The organism is Gemmobacter fulvus, from assembly GCF_018798885.1.
Lineage (GTDB): Bacteria > Pseudomonadota > Alphaproteobacteria > Rhodobacterales > Rhodobacteraceae > Gemmobacter > Gemmobacter fulvus.
The window spans coordinates 2,252,660-2,271,650 of record NZ_CP076361.1 but is presented as its reverse complement, the minus strand read 5'-3'; the positions used below and the strand labels follow the sequence as shown (position 1 = coordinate 2,271,650).

Here is an 18,991-nt window from a genome sequence, read left to right as displayed (position 1 = left end):
CAGCGGAGACGACCATGACCAGCCAGCCCACGACCGGACCCACCCGCCGCCGCCTTCTGACCGGCCTTGCCGCCGGATCCGCGCTCGCCCTTGGCGGCTTGCCGCGCTTTGCACAGGCGCAATCCTCGGCCCCGATCAAGCTGGGGTTCCAGCTGCACCGCACCGGCATCGGCGCGGCCTATGGCCGTTGGTATGAGCGCACCACGCAGGCCGCGCTCAAACTGCTGAACGATCAGGGCGGCATCAATGGCCGCCCCGTCGAGGTGATCTTCGAGGATGACGGCACCGACCCGAAACGCGGGGCCGAAGTGGTGGAAAAGCTGGCCAATCAGGCGGGCGTCGATGCGATCTTCGGCCCGCTGTTCAGCCATGTGGTGATCGGATCGGCCCCCCGCGCGGGCGAGCTGAAAATCCCCTATCTGGTCTGTTCGGAAGGCTATCACGTTGCCTCGGGCATGTTGAACCGCTGGACCCTGCAACCCGGCATCACCGATGTGCGGGCACAGGTGTCCTCGATGGCACCCTGGGTCACGCAGAACCTTGGCAAGAAGGTCACGATGGTGTTCCCCGACTATGCCTTTGGCCATGACCACCGCGATTTCTTTACCGAAGCGGTGAAGGCGCAGGGCGGCGAGGTGATTGCCCATATCGCCATTCCGCCCACCGAAACCAGCTTCACCCGCTATCTGCCGCAGATCCCGACCGAAACCGAAGTGCTGTATCACGTCATGGTCGGCCCAGCCGTGCTGACCTTCGTGAAGGAACTGGGCGAGTTCTATGGCAGCGGCGCGCGGCCGCAGATCTTTGGCTTCATCGACAGTCTGGAGGCGGTGGATACCGCCGCACCGGGGCTGGAATTTCTGGAAGGCACGCATTTCTGGGAAGGCCACAACCGCGTCAAACAGGCCGACGCGCCAGAGTTCGAGACGGCCTATCGCGCGGCGGTGGGGGTGGATGACTTCGGGGCCTCGGTGTCGGATGCCAAGGATGTCTCGACCTACAGCCATATGTTTTCCTGCTGGGAAACGCTGTTCGTGCTGAAAAAGGGCATGGAGGCGGCGGGGTATCAATCCCCCGCCGACCGGCAGAAGCTGGTGGAGGCGATCGAGGCGATGACCGGCTTTGATGCCGGGATCGACCATCCGCAGGGGGCAAAGCTGTTCAACGGCAAAACCCATCAGGTGTTCGGCTCGCAGTTCATCTCCAAGGTCGAAGGGGGCAAGCTGATGCGGGTTCACACCACCAGCATCGAAGACGGGCAGTATGCCGATGCGGTGGATTACACCGCCCAAAGCTTCTGAAAAGGGGGCGGGGGCCGCGTGCCCCCGCCGTGATCCATGGGATTTGGCCCTTTCCTTTTGCTTGCCACGCTGGAAGGCACCGTCATGGCGGCGGTGCTGGCGCTGACCGCCGTGGGGCTGAGCCTCACCTTCGGCGTCATGCGGGTGGTCAATGTCGCCCATGGCGAGTTCTTCATGCTGGGCGCAGTGCTGGCGTGGTTCGTGGCGCAGGCCATGCCCACGCCGCTGCTGGGCTTTGCCTGCGCGCTGATCGTGGTGCCGCTGGTGGTGGCAGCACTGGCCGCGCTGGCCGATACGACGGTTCTGAAGCGGCTGAACTACGATGCCGAGGCGACCATCGTGGCGACCATCGGCCTCAGCTACATCCTGCAACAGGCAGCGCTCAGCCTGTTTGGCCCCGATGCGCGGGCGGTGGAGCCGCCCTTCACCCTGCGCCTGCAATTTCCGTGGTTCGGTTATTCCGGCTACAAGCTGTTCGTGGTGCTGGCGGCGGCCCTGATCCTGCTGGCGGTCTGGGCCTTCATCACCCGCACCCGCGCCGGGCTGGTGATGCGCGCGACGCAGGTGGACCGCGCCACCGCCCGCGCCTTTGGCATCCATGTGGACCGGGTCTATGCGGGCACCTTCGCACTGGGGGCCGGGCTGGCCGCGATTGCCGCCGTGCTGATCGTGCCGATCCAGCAGGCGCATTACCTGATGGGGCATGATCCGCTGTTGCTCAGCTTCATCGTGGTGATCATCGGCGGCTTGGGGTCGATCCGTGGCACGCTGATTGCCGCGCTGATGATCGGGCTGTCAGATGGCATCATCTCGATGTTCTTTTCGCCCACGCTGGCCAAGATCATCGCCACATTGGCGGTGGCGCTGGTGCTGGTGTTCCGCCCGCAGGGCCTGTTCGGGGGGCGCGCATGAAGGCGCTGATCCTGCATGGTGCGGTGCTGGCCGGGCTGCTGACGCTGCATTTCCTGCTGCCCGTCTATCATCACGGCAATCTGGCGCGCATCATGGTGCTGGCGGTGTTTGCCATGGGCTACAACATCGCCTTTGGCTATACCGGGCTGCTCAGCCTCGGGCATGCGCTGTTTCTGGCGGCGGGCATGTTTGGCAGCGGGCTGCTCATCCAGCATGTCGGGCTGGGCGCGCTGCCCGCCCTGATCGCAGGCAGCCTTGCCGGGGCGGCCATGGCGGCGCTGACCGGGCTTCTGGCGCTGCGCACCGCCGGGGTCAGCTTCATGATCGTGACGCTGATGTTCGCGCAGGCCGGCTATCTGACCCTGCTGTATTTCGGGGCAATCACCGGCGGCGACGAGGGCTTCCCGCTGCCCGCTGCCGCCCGGCAGGCCTTCGGCTTTGATCTGACACAGCCGGGGCCGCGTTATCTGGCGGCGCTTGCGCTGTTCGCGGCGGGGCTATTGGCGCAGCTGGCGCTGGTCCGGTCGCGCTTTGGCCGGATCATGGTGGCGATGCGCGAGAATGAGGAACGCAGCCGGATGCTCGGCTACAATCCCTTCACCGTGAAACTGGCGGCACTGGCGCTTTCGGGCCTTTATGCGGGGGCGGCGGGGGCGTTTTACGGCGTGCTGTTCGGTTATGTCGGGGCCAGCTTTGCCACGATCCAGTATTCCATCCTGCCGATGCTTTATGTGCTGCTGGGGGGTGCGGGCACCACGCTGGGGCCGCTGCTGGGGGCGGTGCTGATGTTCTATCTGATCGACCTGTCGTCCACCTATACCTCGGCGCATCTGCTGGTGGTGGGCGGGGCGCTGCTGGTGCTGGTGCTGTTTGCCCCGAAAGGCATCCTTGGCACCCTGCGCGACCGGGGGCTGAAATGGCTGCCATGACCCTGATGGAGGCGCGTGGCCTTACCAAACATTTCGGCGGGCTGCGCGCGGTGGAGGCGGTGGATTTCGCGCTGCACCCCGGCGAGATCCACGCGCTGATCGGCCCGAATGGCGCGGGCAAGACCACCTTTGTCAGCCTGCTGTCGGGGCGGATCGCCCCGGATGCGGGCAGCATCCGCTTTGCCGGCGAAGACATCACCCACCTGCCCGCTCATGCCCGCGTCGCCAAAGGCATCGCCTATACGTTCCAGATCACCTCGATCTATGCCGGGCTGTCGGTGTTCGACAATCTGGCGCTGGCGGTGCAGCGCCGCCACCCTAGGGCACTGCAGGCCGAGACCGAGGCCGCCGCCGCGCGGGTCGGGCTGGCCCCCTATCTGGATCAGGTGGCAGGCACGCTCAGCTATGGCCACCAGCGCTTGCTGGAAATCGGCATGGGGCTGGCGCTGGCCCCCCGGTTGCTGATCCTGGATGAACCGACGCAGGGGCTGGCCAACAGCGAGATCGAGGGTTTCACCGCGCTGATCCGCGCGCTGGCGCCGCAGACCACGGTTCTGCTGATCGAACATAACATGGAGGTGGTGATGACACTCGCCACCCGCATCACCGTGCTGAATTTCGGGCAGGTGCTGGCCACCGGCACCCCGGCCGAGATCCGCCGCAACCGCGCCGTGCAGGACGCCTATCTGGGGGCTGCCCATGCTGACGATTGAAGGCCTGTCCGGCGGTTATGGCTCTGTTCAGGTGTTGCGCGGGCTGACCCTGACGGCGGCCCCCGGCAAGGTGACCTGCGTGATGGGGCGCAATGGCGTGGGCAAGACCACCCTGATGCGCGCCATCATGGGGCAACTGGCGCTGACCTCGGGCACCATCCATCTGGATGGCATGGCCCTGCATGGCATGCCCGCGCATGAGGTGCCGCGCCATGGCATCGGCTATGTGCCGCAGGGCCGCCGCCTGTTCGGGCCGCTGACGGTGGCCGAGAACCTCGATATCGGGCTGATGACGCGGCGCAAGGGCGCGGCCACCCGCGATCATGTGCTGGACCTGTTTCCCCGGCTGCGCGAACGGCTGAGCCAGCCCGCGCGCACCCTTTCGGGCGGGGAACAGCAGATGCTGGCCCTTGCGCGCGCGCTGTGCCTTGAACCCGCCGTGCTGCTGCTGGACGAGCCGACCGAGGGTTTGCAGCCCTCGATGATCCAGCTGATCCGCGAGACGCTGATCCGGCTGAAGGCGACCGGCGTTGCCACGATTCTGGTGGAACAGCGGGTCGAGGCGGTGCTGTCGGTTGCCGACAGCGTTGCCTTCATGGCGCAGGGCAGCGTGGCGGAAACCGTGGCGGCACAGGGGCTGCGCCCCGATGCGCCGCAGTTTCAGACCTATGTGGGGGTATAGATGGCGGGTTTGGTCGCGGGCGTCGATGTGGGGGGCACATTCACCGATCTGGTGATCTTCGATCCCGCAACGGGCCGCGTGACCCTGGCCAAGACCCCGACCACGCTGGACAATCAGGCCGGCGGCGTGCTCGACGCCTTTGCGCAGACCGGGGTTGATCTGGCCGATGTGGCGCTGATCGTGCATGGCACCACCACCACCACCAATGCCGTGCTGGAGCGCAACCTGTGCCGCACCGGGCTGATCACCACCGAAGGCTTCCGCGATGTGCTGGAGCTGGGCCGCCGCACCCGGCCACAGCCTTACGGCATGACCGGGCGGTTTGTGCCGGTGATCCCGCGCGATCTGCGATTGGGCGTGCCGGAACGCATGGATGCTCAGGGGCGCGTGCTGACCCCGCTGGACGAGGACGCGCTGCGCCGCGCCCTGACACAGCTGATCGAAGCGGGTTGTGAAAGTCTGGTGATCCATTTCCTGCACAGCTATGCCAACCCGGCGCATGAGCGTCGCGCCGCCGAAATTGCCCGCACGCTCTGGCCCACGCCCTATATCACCCTTGGCCATGCCCTGCTGTCCGAGGCGCGGGAATACGAGCGGGGCGTGACCGCCGCCGTCAATGCGGCGGTGCAACCGCTGCTGGAGCGCTATGTGCGCCGGTTGTCGGACAGCCTGAAAGACCGGGGCTATACGGCGGATCTGCTGGTGATGAATGGCAATGGCGGTATGGTCAATGCGGGGTCTGTGGCGCGCGAGGCGGTGAAAACCGTGATGTCCGGCCCCGCCTCGGGCGTGATGGCCGCCTGTTATACCGGACGCCGGGCCGGGATCGAAAACCTGATCACCTATGACATGGGCGGCACATCGACCGATGTGGCGCTGATCCGCAACGCACAGGCCCCCGTCTCGAACGAGATCGAGGTGGAATATGCCATGCCGATCCATGTGCCGATGGTCGATGTGCGCACCGTCGGCGCGGGGGGCGGCTCCATCGCGCGGGTCGATGCCGCCGGGATGCTGCGCGTCGGGCCAGACAGCGCCGGGGCGACCCCCGGCCCGGTCTGCTATGGGCGGGGCGGCAGCCGTGTCACCATTTCCGACGCCAATCTGTTGCTGGGCCGCCTGCCCGCCAGCCGGTTCGGACAGGCGGCCGAGGCCGCACGGCAGGCGATGCAGGATCAGATTGCCACCCCGCTGGGCTTGCCCGCCGAGGCGGCGGCGGCGGCGGTGCTGCGAATCGCCAATACCCATATGGCGGGGGCCATCCGCATGGTCAGCCTGTCGCTGGGGGCGGATCCGCGCGATTTCGCCCTGTTCGCCTTTGGCGGGGCCGGGCCGCTGCATGCCGCCGATCTGGCGCGCGAGCTGGCCATTCCGCGCGTGCTGATCCCGGCCCGCCCCGGCATCACCAATGCGCTGGGTTGCACGGTGGCCGATCTGCGCCATGATTTCGTGCGCACGTTGAACCGCCCGCTGGATGATGTGGATATGGCCGAGGTCCATGCGCTCTGGGCCGCCCAAGAGGCACAGGGCCGCGCCCAAATTGCGGCTGAACGGCTGACCCTGACCGACATCCGCGCCGAATATTCCGCCGACATGCAGTTCATCGGCCAGACCCATCTGCTGCGGGTGCCGCTGCCGCAAGGCCGCCCCACGCGCGCGGCGCTGCAAGCGCTGTTCGAGGCGGCCTATCACGCGCGCTTCCATGTCGATCTGCCGATGATCCGCGCCAATCTGGTCAATCTGAACTGTTCGGTCATCGGCACAAGGCCCGAGCTGGATCTTTCGGCGCTGATCGACCCGGCGGGGCGCCGCAGCCTGACCGAGGCCCAAACCGGCAGCCGTCCGGTCTGGTTCGGGCGCTGGATCGACACGCCGGTCTATTGGCGCGATCACCTGCCGCTGGACGCGCGGCTGTCCGGCCCCGCCATCATCGAACAGATGGACACGACCACGATCCTCGCCCCCGGCGATGATCTGGCCAGCGATGCCATGGGCAATCTTATCCTGACAATCGGAGGGCCTGCCTAATGGATCCCGTCACCCTCGCCGTCATTCAGGCCGGGTTGCAGCAGGTCTGCGACGAGATGGACCTGACCTTTTCCCGCGCCGCCTTTTCGCCGGTGATCGCCGAGGCGAATGACAGATCGGACGGTATCTATGCCGCGACCGATGGCAGCCTGATCGCACAGGGCGCGCAGGGTCTGCCGGTTTTTGTCGGCACGATGCAGTTTTCGACCCGCCACCTGATCGAACGTATCGCGCGGGGCGAGACGGCAGCGCCCGAGCCGGATGACATCTATATCGTCAACGACCCCTACCTAGGCGGCACGCATCTGATGGATGTGCGGTTTGCCCTGCCCTTCTATCGCAACGGCGCGCTGTGGTGCTGGCTGTCGAACACCGGCCACTGGCCCGACACTGGCGGCGCAGTTCCGGGTGGCTTTTCCGCCTCGGCCACCGCCGCCGAACAGGAAGGGCTGCGGTTGCCGCCGGTCAAACTGTTCAAGCGCGGTGTGAAGGACCGCGAGATCTGGCAGATCATCTGCTCCAATATCCGGGTTTCGGAACAGCGGATCGGCGATGTGAAGGCGCAGGCCTCGGCGCTGCTGGTGGGGGCGGCGCGGCTGGGCGCACTGCTTGACCGCTATGGCGATGCCGAGGTGGCGGCGGCGATTGCCGAAATGCACGGCTTCGCCACGCAGCAGATGCAGGCCAATATCGCACTGATCCCGGCGGGCCACTATCACGCGACGGCCTTCATCGACAGCGACGGCGTGGTCGATGCGCCGCTGACCATTGCGCTCTGCGTGACGCGTGAGGGTGAGACGCTCAGCTTCGATTTCACCGGCTCGTCGCCGCCCTGCCGGGGGCCGATGAATTCGGTGCGGGCGACCACGCTGTCATCGGTTTATCTGGCGATGCGGCATATCTTTCCCGATGTGCCGATCAGCGCCGGGGCCTTTGTGCCACTGACGGTGACAGGCATCGCGGGCACCTTTCTGGATGCGCAGTATCCCCGCCCCGTCTCGGGCTGCGCCGCCGAGGTGAGTCAGCGCATTGCCGAGGCGGTGTTTGCGGCGTTGGTGCAGGCCCTGCCGGACCGCGTGACCGCCGCCCCTGCCGGAACCTCGGGCAATTTCGGCCTTGGCGGGCATGATCCCGAACGCGGTCGGGATTACGTCATGTATCAGATTTCGGGCGGCGGGTATGGCGGCAATGCCGACCATGACGGGCTGAGCAACGGCTGTTCGACCATCGGCATTTCCAAAGCCCCGCCGGTGGAGATCATGGAGCAGAATTTCCCCGTGCTCTATCGCCGCTATGCGCTGCATGACGGCTCGGGCGGGGCCGGGCAGCACCGGGGCGGCTTTGGGCTGGATTACGAGATCGAATTGCTGCGCGGCACAGCGCAGGCGAGCTTTGTGATGGATCATGGCCGCAGCGGGCCGCAAGGCGCGATGGGCGGGCAGGACGGGGCGGTGAACCGCGTCGAGGTGATCCGGGGGGATACCGTCTGGGTGCCGCCGCACCTGTCCAAAGCGCAGGACATCGCGCTGCAACCGGGCGACCGCGTGCGCGTCCGCACCCCCGGCGGCGGTGGCTATGGCCCGCCTGCCCTGCGCGCGCCCGCCGCAATTGCCGAAGATCTGCGGCTGGGCCGTTACAGCGCCGAACAAAGCGCCGCGCTGTTCCCCGATCAGGCCCGCGACAAACCGTAACGCAGGATCTGCCGGTGAATGGTGCTGCGGTCCACGCCAAGCTGGCGCGCCACCGCCGAGACGTTCCACCCCGCCTCGTCCAGCAACCGGGCCAGAATGACCTGCGCATTGGGCGTGTGATCGCCGCCCTGCGCCCGCAGATGCGGCGGAAAATCCTTGTCCGTCAGCGTGATCGCCTCGGCGCTGTCGCCGGTCTGGCGGATGGTCGCGGCGAGCGTGGTGGCAAGGCTGGTCAAGGCATGCAGATTGCCGGTCCAGTCGTGATTGGCCAGCGCCGCCACCGCCGTCGCATCGAACCGGACCGCCGTGCCAAAGGCCTGCGCAAACAGCTTGTCGGCAAGGCCCAGAATATCGCGCCGCTGGCGCAGCGCGGGCAGGCTCAGGCGGGTGCCCGAGACCCGATGCAGCAGATCGCGGCGCAGGCTGTTGCGGGCCGCCAGGTCGGCCAGATCCGCCGCCGTGGTGACGATGATCCGCGCGGTGGAGCGCCGTTCGCGCGTGGCCCCGACCGGGCGATAGCTGTGTTCCGTCAGCAGCGAGACCAACCGCGCCTGAAGCCGGGGCGGCAGGTCTTCCAGATTGTCGAGGATCAGCGTGCCGCCCTCGGCCGCGTCAATCCATCCCGGCTCGAAATGGCGTTTGTCCTCGCGCCCGAACAGGATCGCGGACTCATCCTCGTCAATGGTTTCGCAGGCCACGGTGATACAAGGCCCCCGGCGGCCAATGGCATGGATGGCGCGGGCCAGCGTCGATTTGCCTGCACCCGATTCCCCGTCGATCAACAACGGCATCTGCCCATTGGCCAGCGCCGCCGCCTGTTCCAGCAGTTGCGTCATCCCCGGATCATCGCCCGCCAGATCGCGCAATTCTGCCGGGATGTGCCGCGCCCGCGCAATCCGGGGCACGAAGCTGCGCTGCGGCTCGATGGCATGGGCGAACAGGCGATAGCCGTCGCGGGTTTCGATGAAACGGTCGCGGGCATCACGCTGGCGGGTCAGGCCCTCCAGCGTCTCCAGCCCCAGATCGAACACTTCCGAGACATGGCGCCCGATCAGACGCGCGCCCTCGCGCCAGTCCAGCCCCAGCGAACGCGCCATCAGCCGCGCCGCGCCATTGGTCATGCCGATCACCCGCCCGCCACTGTCCAGCGACAGGGCCGCTTCGGGGTCGACATCCAGAAAGTCCGGGCTGCCCGCAAGGCGCAGCACCCAGTCGCGGCGGCTTTCGGCCATGATATTGGCCATCTCGATCCGCCGTGCCGCTTGCCGCACCAGATTGAGCGCCAGAAACTGGCTGGCGCGCGGCATCGGCGATGACAGCAACGAGACATCCAGAACCGCCGTCAGCGCGCCGCTGGTGTCATAGATCGGCGCGGCGGTGCAGGACAGCGCACCATGGCTCACATCGAAATGGTCGCTTTGATGGATGATCAGCGGCTCGCCCGATTCAATACACGCCCCCAGCGCACAGGTGCCCGCCCGTGCCTCGGACCATTCGGCCCCAAGATACAGCCCGCTTTTGCGCAGCGCATCCTTCTGCGCCGCTTCGCCCAGATATTCGACCGTCACCCCGGCGCTGTCCGACAGCAGCAGGACATAGTTCTGCCCGGCGACCAGCTTGTAGAGCCCGTCAATCCCCGACCGCGCAATGGAGATCAGATCTTCGGATCGCTGGCGGTGAAAGCGCAGGGCGCTGTCGGGCACGATATATGCCTCGGACCGGGCTGCCGGATCAAGCCCGTGCTTTTCAAGGCAGCGCAGCCAGCTTTCGACCACGATCGGGTCACGCACGCTGCGGGCACCCCGAAAGGCCGCCCGTTGCGACATCGCCTCGATTTCCTGGATATGGTCAATATCGGCCTGCATGTCCCATCCTGACCCGACGGTATCAGCCGCAATCTTAGCGGACAATGCGCATTTGAGAACCGGGTTGTCTGCATGGCGCAGCATCCGCGCTGCGGTGCAGCGCATCTGTTGCAGCCCGGTGCAACAGATGCGGCAGGGGCTGCAACAGCCCGGACGCGCAAGGTGTTGAAATCGTTCACCCCGACGTTTTGGTTTCGCCCTGCCGCCGCAAGGGCGCAAGGTAAGGGCCAAGAGGAGGACAGACCATGAAAGCATTGCGTTTCCACGCGGCAAAGGATTTGCGGCTGGAGGATATCGAGGCCATCACCCCACCCGGACCGGGGCAGGTGGCGATCAGGAACAGGTTTGTGGGCATCTGCGGCACCGATCTGCATGAATATGCCTATGGCCCGATCTTTGTGCCCAGCACGCCGCATCCCTTTACCGGGGCCAAGCTGCCGCAGGTGCTCGGCCATGAATTTGGCGGCGTCGTCACCGCCGTGGGCGCGGGCGTGACCCATGTCAGCCCCGGCGACCGGGTGTCGGTGCAGCCGCTGATCATGCCGCGCTCGGGCGATTATTTCGCGGATCGCGGCCTGTTTCACCTGAGCGAAAATCTGGCGCTGGCTGGGCTGAGCTGGATTTCCGGCGGCATGGCCGAAGCCGCCTTGCTGAATGATTACAACGTGGTGCGCATCCCCGATGGCATGACCGACGAGGAAGCGGCGCTGGTCGAACCCACCGCTGTTGCCGTCTATGCCTGCGACCGGGGCACTGTCAGCGCCGGCAACAGCGTGTTGGTGACGGGGGCCGGGCCTATCGGGATGCTGACCCTGCTGACCGCCAAGGCCTTCGGGGCCACCAAGCTGTTCGTGTCGGATCTGAACGACACCCGGCTGGAGCTTGCCCGGCAGATCCTGCCCGAGGTGGTGACGCTGAACCCCAAACGCGATGATGTGGGCGCGGTGATCCGGGCGCAAACCGAAGGCGGCGTCGGCTGCGATGTGGCGCTGGAATGTGTGGGCAATGAAAAGGCGCTGCAAGCCTGCCTTGATGCCGTGCGCAAACAGGGGACCATCGTGCAGGTGGGCCTGCATCCGGGCAATTCCGGGCTGAACTGGCACAATGTGACCTTCAAGGATGTCGATATCCGCGGCTCCTGGGCCTATCCGACCCATCTGTGGCCGCGCGTGATTGACCTGATCGCCTCAGGGGCGATTCCCGCGATGAAGGTCGTGACCCGGAAGATCCGACTGGAGGATGCCATCACCCAGGGCTTTGACGTGCTGCTGGATCCGGCGGGCACGCAGCTCAAGATCCTGATCGACCTGACCTGACACACACGGGCCGCGCAGCGCACAGGCTTGGGAGGGCCTCTGCGCGGTCTGACATCATAAGCATTAGGGAGGAAACCATGCTTGATACCACAGCCCACGGCGCCTTGGCCGCGCTGGTTGCCGATCTGGAACGCGCCATGGTGGCACAGGATGGTGCCGCTGTTGCGGAGCTGTTTCTGGAAACCGGATTCTGGCGCGATCTGGCCGCCTTCACCTGGAACCTGAAAACCTGCGAGGGCCGCGCCGATATTGCCCGGATGGCCACCGCGCAACTGCCCAGGATTGCCCCGAAAAGCCTGACGCTCGACCCCGCCGAAGCGATCGGCCATGCCGATGGCGTCACCGAAGGCTGGCTGACGCTGGAAACCGCAGCCGGGCGCGGTATCGGGTATATCCGCATGAAGGACGGCAAGGTCTGGACCCTGCTGACCACATTGCACGAATTGAAGGGCTTTGAAGAACCGCGCGGGATGCGACGCCCGATGGGGGCCGAACATGGCCATGATCCGCTGCGCAAGACCTGGAAGGAAAAGCGTCTGGAAGAGGCCGCGCGGCTGGGCCATGAGGATCAGCCCTATGTTCTGGTCATCGGTGGCGGGCAGGGCGGCATCGCCCTCGGCGCGCGTCTGCGTCAGCTGTCGGTGCCGACGCTGGTGATCGACAAGAATCCGCGCCCCGGCGATCAGTGGCGCAACCGTTACAAATCGCTCTGCCTGCATGATCCGGTCTGGTATGACCACCTGCCCTATCTGCCCTTCCCCGACAACTGGCCGGTCTTTGCGCCCAAGGACAAGATCGGCGACTGGCTGGAGATGTATACCAAGGTGATGGAGCTGAACTACTGGTCCTCCACCATCGCCAAATCGGCCAGTTATGACGCCGAGGTGGGCGAATGGACCGTGGTGATCGAACGCGAGGGCCAAGAGATCGTGCTGCGCCCAAAACAGCTTGTTCTGGCCACCGGCATGTCGGGCAAACCGAATGTCCCGACCTTCAACGGGCAGGACATCTTCAAGGGGGAACAGCAACACTCCAGCCAGCACCCCGGCCCCGATGCCTATCGTGGCAAGAAGGTCGTGGTGATCGGCGCGAACAACTCGGCCCATGACATCTGCGCCGCCCTTTGGGAAAACGGCGTCGATGTGACGATGGTGCAGCGTTCTTCCACCCATATCGTCAAGTCCGACAGCCTGATGGAGGTCTGTCTGGGCGGGCTTTATTCGGAACAGGCGGTGGCCAATGGCATCACCACCGACAAGGCCGACATGATCTTTGCCTCGATCCCTTACGGGATTCTGGCCGATTTCCATGTGCCGCAATATGCCGAGATCAAACGCCGCGATGCGGAGTTTTATGCCGCCTTGGAAAAAGCCGGGTTCATGCTCGATTTCGGCGATGATGACAGCGGGTTGTTCATGAAATACCTGCGTCGCGGCTCGGGCTATTACATCGACGTGGGTGCCTGTGATCTGATCATTGACGGGTCGATCAAGCTGCATTCCGGCAAGGGCATCAGCCATCTGACGGAAACGTCGGTGGTGTTGGACGATGGCACCGAACTGCCCGCCGATCTGGTGGTCTATGCCACCGGCTATGGGTCGATGAATGGCTGGGCGGCGGATTTGATCAGCCCCGAAGTGGCTGACAAGGTGGGCAAATGCTGGGGCCTTGGCTCCAACACCACCAAGGATCCCGGCCCGTGGGAGGGCGAGCAGCGCAATATGTGGAAACCGACGATGCAGGAAGGGCTGTGGTTCCACGGCGGCAACCTGCACCAGTCGCGCCATTATTCCCGCTATCTCTCGCTTCAGCTCAAGGCCCGGTATGAGGGGCTTGAAACCCCGGTCTGGGGGCTGGAGCCGCCGCATCACCTGCGCTGAACCTGCGCCGCCGCGCCCGCACCGGCGCGGCGGCATCATCCATCAATAGGCGATGGTAAACACGGCGCGGCGATGGGCCGGGGTCTCTACCTCATCCAGCAGCGCCATGGCGTAATCTTCGGCACTGATCCTGCTGTCGCCACCCGCGTCGGCCAGCAGCACCTCACCGCCCAGACGGAACTGCCCGGTGCGCGATCCGGGCGCGATGGTGGCCGCAGGGGCAAAGAAAGTCCAATCCAGATCCGATTGCGCCAGCGCGTCTTTCAGCGCCTTCATCCCGGTTGCTTCGGGCACGATGAAATCGGGCAGTTTCGCCATGACGGGCGAGCCATCGGAAAATGTCAGCGTGCCCGCCCCACCGACCACGATCACCCGCTTGCCAGCGGTTCTGGCCGCGGCCAGCAGCGCCTCGCGGTATCCGGCGGCCTCGGTCACGGCATCACCGGTCGAGCGCGGCGACACGGCGCTGACATAGACATCCGCCTGCGCCGCCTGTGCGGCGAGCGCTGCCGCGTCATTGGCATCGACCGCCACCGGCGTCACGCCGGGCAGGGCGGCAATCTTTTCGGGATTGCGGGCCGCTGCGATGACCTCATGCCCACGTGCCACGGCTTCGGCCAGAATCCGTGCGCCGATCATGCCGCTGGCGCCCATCAGGAAGATTTTCATTGTCGTCTCCATCCGCATCAAGTTACTATTAGGTACCAGATACGCTGCCGTGCCGTAGTGCGGAATACGTATCTTTTCGTCAGATAGTATCACCAAAGGAACTGCCATGCCGCCGCGCGACCAGATCAACCACCAATGCCCGATACGGGATGTGCTGGACCGCATGGGCGATGCCTGGTCCTTGCTGGTGATGCTGGAACTGTCGCGCGGGCCGTGCCGCTTCAACGCGCTGCGCCGGGTGGTTGATGGCATTTCGCAGCGGATGCTGGCCGTCACCCTGCGGCATCTGGAGCGGGACGGGCTGATTTCGCGGCAGGTCTTGCCGCTGTCGCCGCCGCAGGTGGAATATGCGCTGACCGGATTGGGCGGCAGCCTGATCGCCCGCGTCAATCTGTTGCGCGACTGGGCGGTCGAACATCAGCCGCAGGTCTGGCAAGCCCGCGCGGCTTATGATGCACGCGACGCCAGCGCAGAAAAGGCGGCCTGAGGTCGCCTTTCCCTACACAAAACACGTCACTGGTATCGGGTCGTTACGGCTGCGTGGCCGGCGCTGCGGGGGCAGGTGCTGCCGGGGCAGCCTCCGGCGTGGTGCTGTCGGTCACGGCGGGCGGGGTGGGATCGACGGTGATATTCACGTCGCCCTCGCTTTGCACGGCCGGGGCGGGATCTGCCACCGGGCCTGCCTCATCCGGGGCATAAAAGGCGAAAAACAGGATCGCCAGCACGGCGACAACGCCGCCAAGGATGAACAGCACAAAACCATTGCCGCGGGGGCGGGTGGTGTTGATGGTGGTTTGCGTGCCTGCGGGTGCATCGGCACGATAGTCTGTACGATAATCGGTCATGTCAGTCTCCGTAGGTTACGGTTGCTGCCAGACCAACGTCACAGCGGGCAAAGGGTTCCCTGCCCGTCAGTCGTTGATGTCACGCTCCCACCGCTTGACCGCGCCGCGCTGGCCTGGAAAGGCCGCGCGCAACACGAACCAGGCGACCAGCGACACCAGCGCAAATATCGCCAGCTGCGCCGAAAGCCCCACCGCCAGCAGCCCCGACCACAGCAGCACACCCACCGCCAAGGCCCCCACGGCAAAGCCGAGGAAGATATACCCGGGCACCAGCACCTCGATGATGCCGATGGCAAAGCCGGCCACCAGCCACAGCCACCAGACCATCAGCCTCGCCCCTTCAACAGTTTGAACGCATCGGTAAAGGCATCCAGTGCATGCGCGGGCAGCAGGATCGTCTGCTTGCCCTCGCCCTTGGCAACCTCGGCCAGCGCCTCCACCTGTTTCAGCGCCACCTGATACTGCGCCGCCTCCAGCCCGTTCATCTTGATCGCCTCGGCAATCACGCCGGTCGCATAGGCCTCGGCATCGGCCAGAATCCGGCGGGCCTTGGCCTCTTGTTCGGCAGCATAAAGCTCGGCATCGGCATTCAGCTCGACCGCCCGTTTCTTGCCCTCGGCCTCGGTCACCTGCGCACGGCGGGCGCGCTCAGCGTTCAGTTGCTGCAACATCGCGGCACGGGTCGCCTCGTCCAGATTGACATCGAGCAATTCGGCCCGCGTCACCTCGATGCCCCAGTCATCGACCATGGCGCGCACCTGTTCGCGGATCTGCGCCGTGAGGCCGGTGCGGTTGGATTGCACCTGATCCAGTTCCATCTTGCCGATCTCGCTGCGCACGATCCCGGCGACGGTGGTGGCAATCGCCGCATCGACATCGCGGATCCGGTAGACGGTCTTTTCCGGTTCGGTGATGCGGTAGAACACCGAAGTTTCCACCTTTACCAGCACGTTATCGGTGGTGATGGCATCCTGATGCGCGGTGGGGAGCTGACGCTCCAGCACGCTGACCTTGTGGCGCACCCGATCCAGAAACGGCACGACAAAGTTGATGCCCGGCCCCAGAACCGCCCGCAGCCGCCCGAACCGTTCCACCACATGCTTTTCGCTTTGCGGCACGATGCGCACGCCCAGAAAAATGCACAGGATGACAAAGGCGGCAATGGCCAGAAAAACGGCGTTGCCGCCCAGAAATGCCTCGATATCCACACTGACCTCCAGCCTGGCCCGGAAACAGGCCGCAAATGCTTTGACCAAGCATGGCCTGTGCCAGAGCCTGAGGCAAGGGCCGGGCGATTCCCGCGCAAAGCGCGGACAGATCGCGCAATGCTTGCATGATTATCCGACATGACCGAAGGAATCTTCGATATAAAAGTAATTTCCGAACTTTCCTTCGACATTCTACCCGGATTACCGCCAAAATCGCCAGAACATTTCTGCGATCTTCGGTATTCTTGCCGCATCCCTTCAGCGCGGAGTTCAGGCCCATGAAAATCGTCATCCTTGGTGCAGGCGTCATTGGTGTGACCTCGGCCTGGTATCTGGCCCGCGCCGGGCATGAGGTGACGGTGATCGACCGCCAGCCTGCGCCAGCACTGGAAACCAGTTTTGCCAATGCGGGCGAGGTCAGCCCCGGATATTCCGCGCCCTGGGCCGCCCCCGGTATTCCGGTCAAGGCGATGAAATGGCTGTTCATGAAACATGCGCCGCTGATCATTCAGGCCCGGCCCGATCTGGCCAAACTCTCCTGGGTGGCGCAGATGCTGATGAACTGCACCACCCCCGCCTACAAGCGCAACAAATCGCGCATGGTGCGGCTGGCCGAATATTCGCGCGATTGCCTGATTGATCTGCGTGGCGAAACCGGAATTGCCTATGACGAACGGATGCAGGGCACGCTGCAATTGTTCCGCACCGCCAAGCAGGTGGAAGGCGCGGCGAAGGACATTGACGTGCTGCGCGCCGATGGCGTGCCGTTCGAGGTGCTGGACCGCGCGGGCTGCATCGCGGCAGAGCCGGGTCTGGCCAGTTCGGCTGACAAGATCGCGGGCGGGCTGCGCTTGCCCAATGACGAGACCGGCGACTGCTTCAAATTCACCAATGCGCTGTCGGCCCGGGCCGAGGCGCTGGGGGTGACCTTCCGCTATGGCGTCAGCATCCACCGCCTGAACAAGAGCGGCGACCGCATCACCTCAGTCGATACTTCGGCAGGCCGGATCGACGCCAATGCCTTTGTGCTGGCCCTGGGCAGCTACTCCCCGCTGCTGGCCGCGCCTCTGGGCATCAAGCTGCCGGTCTATCCGGTGAAGGGTTATTCGATCACCGTGCCGATCGTCGATGCCGAGCGCGCGCCGGTGTCAACCGTGATGGACGAAACCCACAAGATCGCCATCACCCGTCTGGGCGACCGGATCCGCGTGGGCGGCATGGCCGAAATCGCGGGTTATGATCAATCGCTGCCGCTGAAACGCCGTGCGACGCTGGAACATTCGGTTGAGGATCTGTTCGGCGGCGCGGGTGATCAGTCGCGCGCCACGTTCTGGAGCGGCCTGCGCCCGATGACCCCGGATGGCACGCCGATTCTGGGCCGGTCGCCGATTGGCAACCTGTTCCTGAACACCGGGCATGGCACGCTGGGCTGGACCATGGCCTGCGGCTCGGGCCGGGTGCTGGCCGATGTCATCTCTGGCCGGGCGGCAGAGATCGACGCCTCGGATCTGGGCTTTGCGCGCTATCAGGGCGGGAGCGCGGCAGCCCCGGCGCTGCGCGCCGTTCCAGCGGAATAATCCCGCCTCCCCCGCCCGCTTCTGCCGGGCGGAGCATGAGAACATTGCGTGACCACGCCCGCGCGGCGTGGTATCAATCGCCATGCCCGCGCTGTGCCGATCCTGCCTGACCCAGTTCGAGACCGGCACCCGTTGTCCGGCCTGCCGCAGTCCGCGCATCCTGTCGCATCCCGAGCTGTTTCAGCTGTCCATCGCGCATATGGATTGCGATGCCTTCTACGCCTCGGTTGAAAAGCGCGACAATCCCGACCTGCGCGACAAGCCGGTGATTGTTGGTGGCGGCACGAGGGGCGTGGTGTCAACCTGCTGTTATATCGCGCGGATTTCGGGTGTGCGCTCGGCCATGCCGATGTTTCAGGCGCTCAGGCTCTGCCCCGAGGCAGTGGTGATCAAACCGCGGATGCAGGCCTATGTCGAGGTCAGCCGGGCCATCCGCGCCATGATGGAGGCGCTGACCCCGGCCATCGAACCGCTGTCCCTCGACGAGGCCTTTCTGGATCTGACCGGCACGGCGCGGCTGCATGGCGCACCGCCTGCGGTGACGCTGGCCCGGCTGGTGCAGCGCATGGAGGAGGAGCTGGGCATCACCGGCTCCATCGGCCTGTCGCACAACAAGTTCCTTGCCAAGATCGCCTCGGATCTGGACAAGCCGCGCGGCTTTTCCGTGGTGGGCCGGGCCGAGACACAGGCCTTTCTGACCCCGAAACCCGTGCGCATTCTCTGGGGCGTGGGAACCGCCACGCAGACCGCGCTGGAGCAGGCGGGCATCCGCAGCATCGCCGATCTGCTGCGCTGGGACAGGCCCGATCTGACGGCGCGCTTTGGCCAGATGGGGGATCGGCTGTGGCATCTGGCACGGGGCGAGGATCACCGGCGCGTCAGCCGGGACGAGGCGGTGAAGTCGATCTCGAAAGAGACCACCTTCAACGAAGACACCGCTGATGCCGATCTGCTGGACGGCCATCTGTGGCGGCTGGCCGAACAGGTGGCAGATCGTGCCAAGGCCAAGGATCTGGCCGGGCGCACGGTGACATTAAAGCTGAAACGCAGCAATTTCAGCCAGATCAGCCGCCGTCACAGCCTCGACGGGCCGACCCAGATTGCCGACCGCATCTATCGCGAGGCCCGCGCCCTGTTCGACACCGTGCCCAGGGGCGTGGCCTATCGCCTGATCGGGGTCGGCATTGCCGATCTTGCGCCGGGGGGTGAGGCCGATCTGACCGCCGATCTGCTGGACCCCGAGGCCGCCACCCGATCCCGCGCCGAACGCGCCACCGACCGGATCCGCGCCCGATTCGGGCGGGATGCCATCATCAAGGGCCGGGCGTTGCGCTAGCCCTGCCGGGGCAGATGAGTATTTTTGCAAAGTTCAAAT

Annotated in this window: 17 protein-coding genes; 12 read left to right on the top strand and 5 right to left on the bottom strand. The window is 65.4% G+C overall.

Annotated features, from left to right (window positions below):
• The first annotated feature begins 14 nt into the window (after nt 1-14).
• The 7 genes from KM031_RS10940 to KM031_RS10910 are packed head-to-tail and all read left to right on the top strand — an operon-like array spanning nt 15 to nt 8,256.
• On the top strand, nt 15-1,301 hold the full coding sequence (locus KM031_RS10940) for an ABC transporter substrate-binding protein (protein WP_215504864.1): 1,287 nt from the start codon (nt 15-17) through the stop codon (nt 1,299-1,301).
• A 36-nt stretch (nt 1,302-1,337) separates the two neighbouring features.
• Nucleotides 1,338-2,213, top strand: coding sequence for a branched-chain amino acid ABC transporter permease (locus KM031_RS10935; RefSeq protein ID WP_215504865.1), 876 nt, complete (start codon nt 1,338-1,340; stop codon nt 2,211-2,213).
• A complete protein-coding gene (locus KM031_RS10930; RefSeq protein WP_215504866.1) occupies nt 2,210-3,142 on the top strand; it encodes a branched-chain amino acid ABC transporter permease in 933 nt (310 codons plus the stop codon). The genes KM031_RS10935 and KM031_RS10930 overlap by 4 nt, the downstream gene beginning before the upstream one ends.
• A complete protein-coding gene (locus KM031_RS10925; RefSeq protein ID WP_215505016.1) occupies nt 3,139-3,855 on the top strand; it encodes an ABC transporter ATP-binding protein in 717 nt (238 codons plus the stop codon). Before KM031_RS10930 ends, KM031_RS10925 begins: the two co-directional genes overlap by 4 nt.
• Nucleotides 3,842-4,537 carry an ABC transporter ATP-binding protein gene (locus KM031_RS10920; protein WP_215504867.1) on the top strand — a complete coding sequence of 232 codons (696 nt, stop codon included), beginning with the start codon at nt 3,842-3,844 and terminating at the stop codon, nt 4,535-4,537. The genes KM031_RS10925 and KM031_RS10920 overlap by 14 nt, the downstream gene beginning before the upstream one ends.
• On the top strand, nt 4,538-6,565 hold the full coding sequence (locus tag KM031_RS10915; RefSeq protein WP_215504868.1) for a hydantoinase/oxoprolinase family protein: 2,028 nt from the start codon (nt 4,538-4,540) through the stop codon (nt 6,563-6,565).
• Nucleotides 6,565-8,256: a hydantoinase B/oxoprolinase family protein gene (locus KM031_RS10910; RefSeq protein WP_215504869.1), complete on the top strand. Its 1,692-nt coding sequence runs from the start codon at nt 6,565-6,567 to the stop codon at nt 8,254-8,256. Before KM031_RS10915 ends, KM031_RS10910 begins: the two co-directional genes overlap by 1 nt.
• On the opposite strand, the gene KM031_RS10905 is transcribed toward KM031_RS10910, so the two are convergent.
• Nucleotides 8,235-10,121, bottom strand: a complete 1,887-nt coding sequence (locus KM031_RS10905) for a sigma-54-dependent Fis family transcriptional regulator (RefSeq protein WP_215504870.1) — start codon at nt 10,119-10,121, stop codon at nt 8,235-8,237. The two genes, KM031_RS10910 and KM031_RS10905, sit on opposite strands and share 22 nt — an antisense overlap.
• 245 nt (nt 10,122-10,366) lie before the next feature.
• On the opposite strand from KM031_RS10905, the gene KM031_RS10900 reads away from it, so the two are divergent.
• Both KM031_RS10900 and KM031_RS10895 read left to right on the top strand, forming a co-directional pair.
• The gene (locus KM031_RS10900) at nt 10,367-11,437 is read left to right on the top strand and encodes a 2,3-butanediol dehydrogenase (RefSeq protein ID WP_215504871.1); all 1,071 of its coding nucleotides are present in this window, start codon (nt 10,367-10,369) and stop codon (nt 11,435-11,437) included.
• 77 nt (nt 11,438-11,514) lie between these two features.
• Nucleotides 11,515-13,317, top strand: coding sequence for a flavin-containing monooxygenase (locus KM031_RS10895; RefSeq protein ID WP_215504872.1), 1,803 nt, complete (start codon nt 11,515-11,517; stop codon nt 13,315-13,317).
• Nucleotides 13,318-13,359: 42 nt separating this feature from the next.
• Here the strand turns inward: KM031_RS10895 and KM031_RS10890 are convergent, their stop codons facing one another.
• Nucleotides 13,360-13,986: an NAD(P)-dependent oxidoreductase gene (locus tag KM031_RS10890; protein WP_215504873.1), complete on the bottom strand. Its 627-nt coding sequence runs from the start codon at nt 13,984-13,986 to the stop codon at nt 13,360-13,362.
• A 106-nt stretch (nt 13,987-14,092) separates the two neighbouring features.
• Between KM031_RS10890 and KM031_RS10885 the strand changes: the two genes are divergently transcribed.
• The gene (locus KM031_RS10885; protein ID WP_215504874.1) at nt 14,093-14,473 is read left to right on the top strand and encodes a winged helix-turn-helix transcriptional regulator; all 381 of its coding nucleotides are present in this window, start codon (nt 14,093-14,095) and stop codon (nt 14,471-14,473) included.
• A gap of 43 nt (nt 14,474-14,516) precedes the next feature.
• Here KM031_RS10885 and KM031_RS10880 read toward each other — a convergent pair whose 3' ends face one another.
• From KM031_RS10880 to KM031_RS10870, 3 genes are all read right to left on the bottom strand, one after another.
• Nucleotides 14,517-14,831 (bottom strand): hypothetical protein, encoded by a 315-nt coding sequence (locus tag KM031_RS10880; RefSeq protein ID WP_215504875.1) that lies wholly within the window; start codon nt 14,829-14,831, stop codon nt 14,517-14,519.
• Between the two features lie 66 nt (nt 14,832-14,897).
• Nucleotides 14,898-15,158: an NfeD family protein gene (locus KM031_RS10875; protein ID WP_215504876.1), complete on the bottom strand. Its 261-nt coding sequence runs from the start codon at nt 15,156-15,158 to the stop codon at nt 14,898-14,900.
• Nucleotides 15,158-16,033 carry an SPFH domain-containing protein gene (locus KM031_RS10870; protein ID WP_370879022.1) on the bottom strand — a complete coding sequence of 292 codons (876 nt, stop codon included), beginning with the start codon at nt 16,031-16,033 and terminating at the stop codon, nt 15,158-15,160. Before KM031_RS10870 ends, KM031_RS10875 begins: the two co-directional genes overlap by 1 nt.
• A gap of 131 nt (nt 16,034-16,164) precedes the next feature.
• Here KM031_RS10870 and KM031_RS10865 point away from each other — a divergent pair, with 131 nt between their 5' ends.
• Nucleotides 16,165-17,616, top strand: a complete 1,452-nt coding sequence (locus KM031_RS10865) for a D-amino acid dehydrogenase (RefSeq protein WP_215504878.1) — start codon at nt 16,165-16,167, stop codon at nt 17,614-17,616.
• Between the two features lie 82 nt (nt 17,617-17,698).
• A complete protein-coding gene (locus tag KM031_RS10860) occupies nt 17,699-18,952 on the top strand; it encodes a DNA polymerase IV (RefSeq protein WP_215504879.1) in 1,254 nt (417 codons plus the stop codon).
• Nucleotides 18,953-18,991 lie beyond the last annotated feature (39 nt).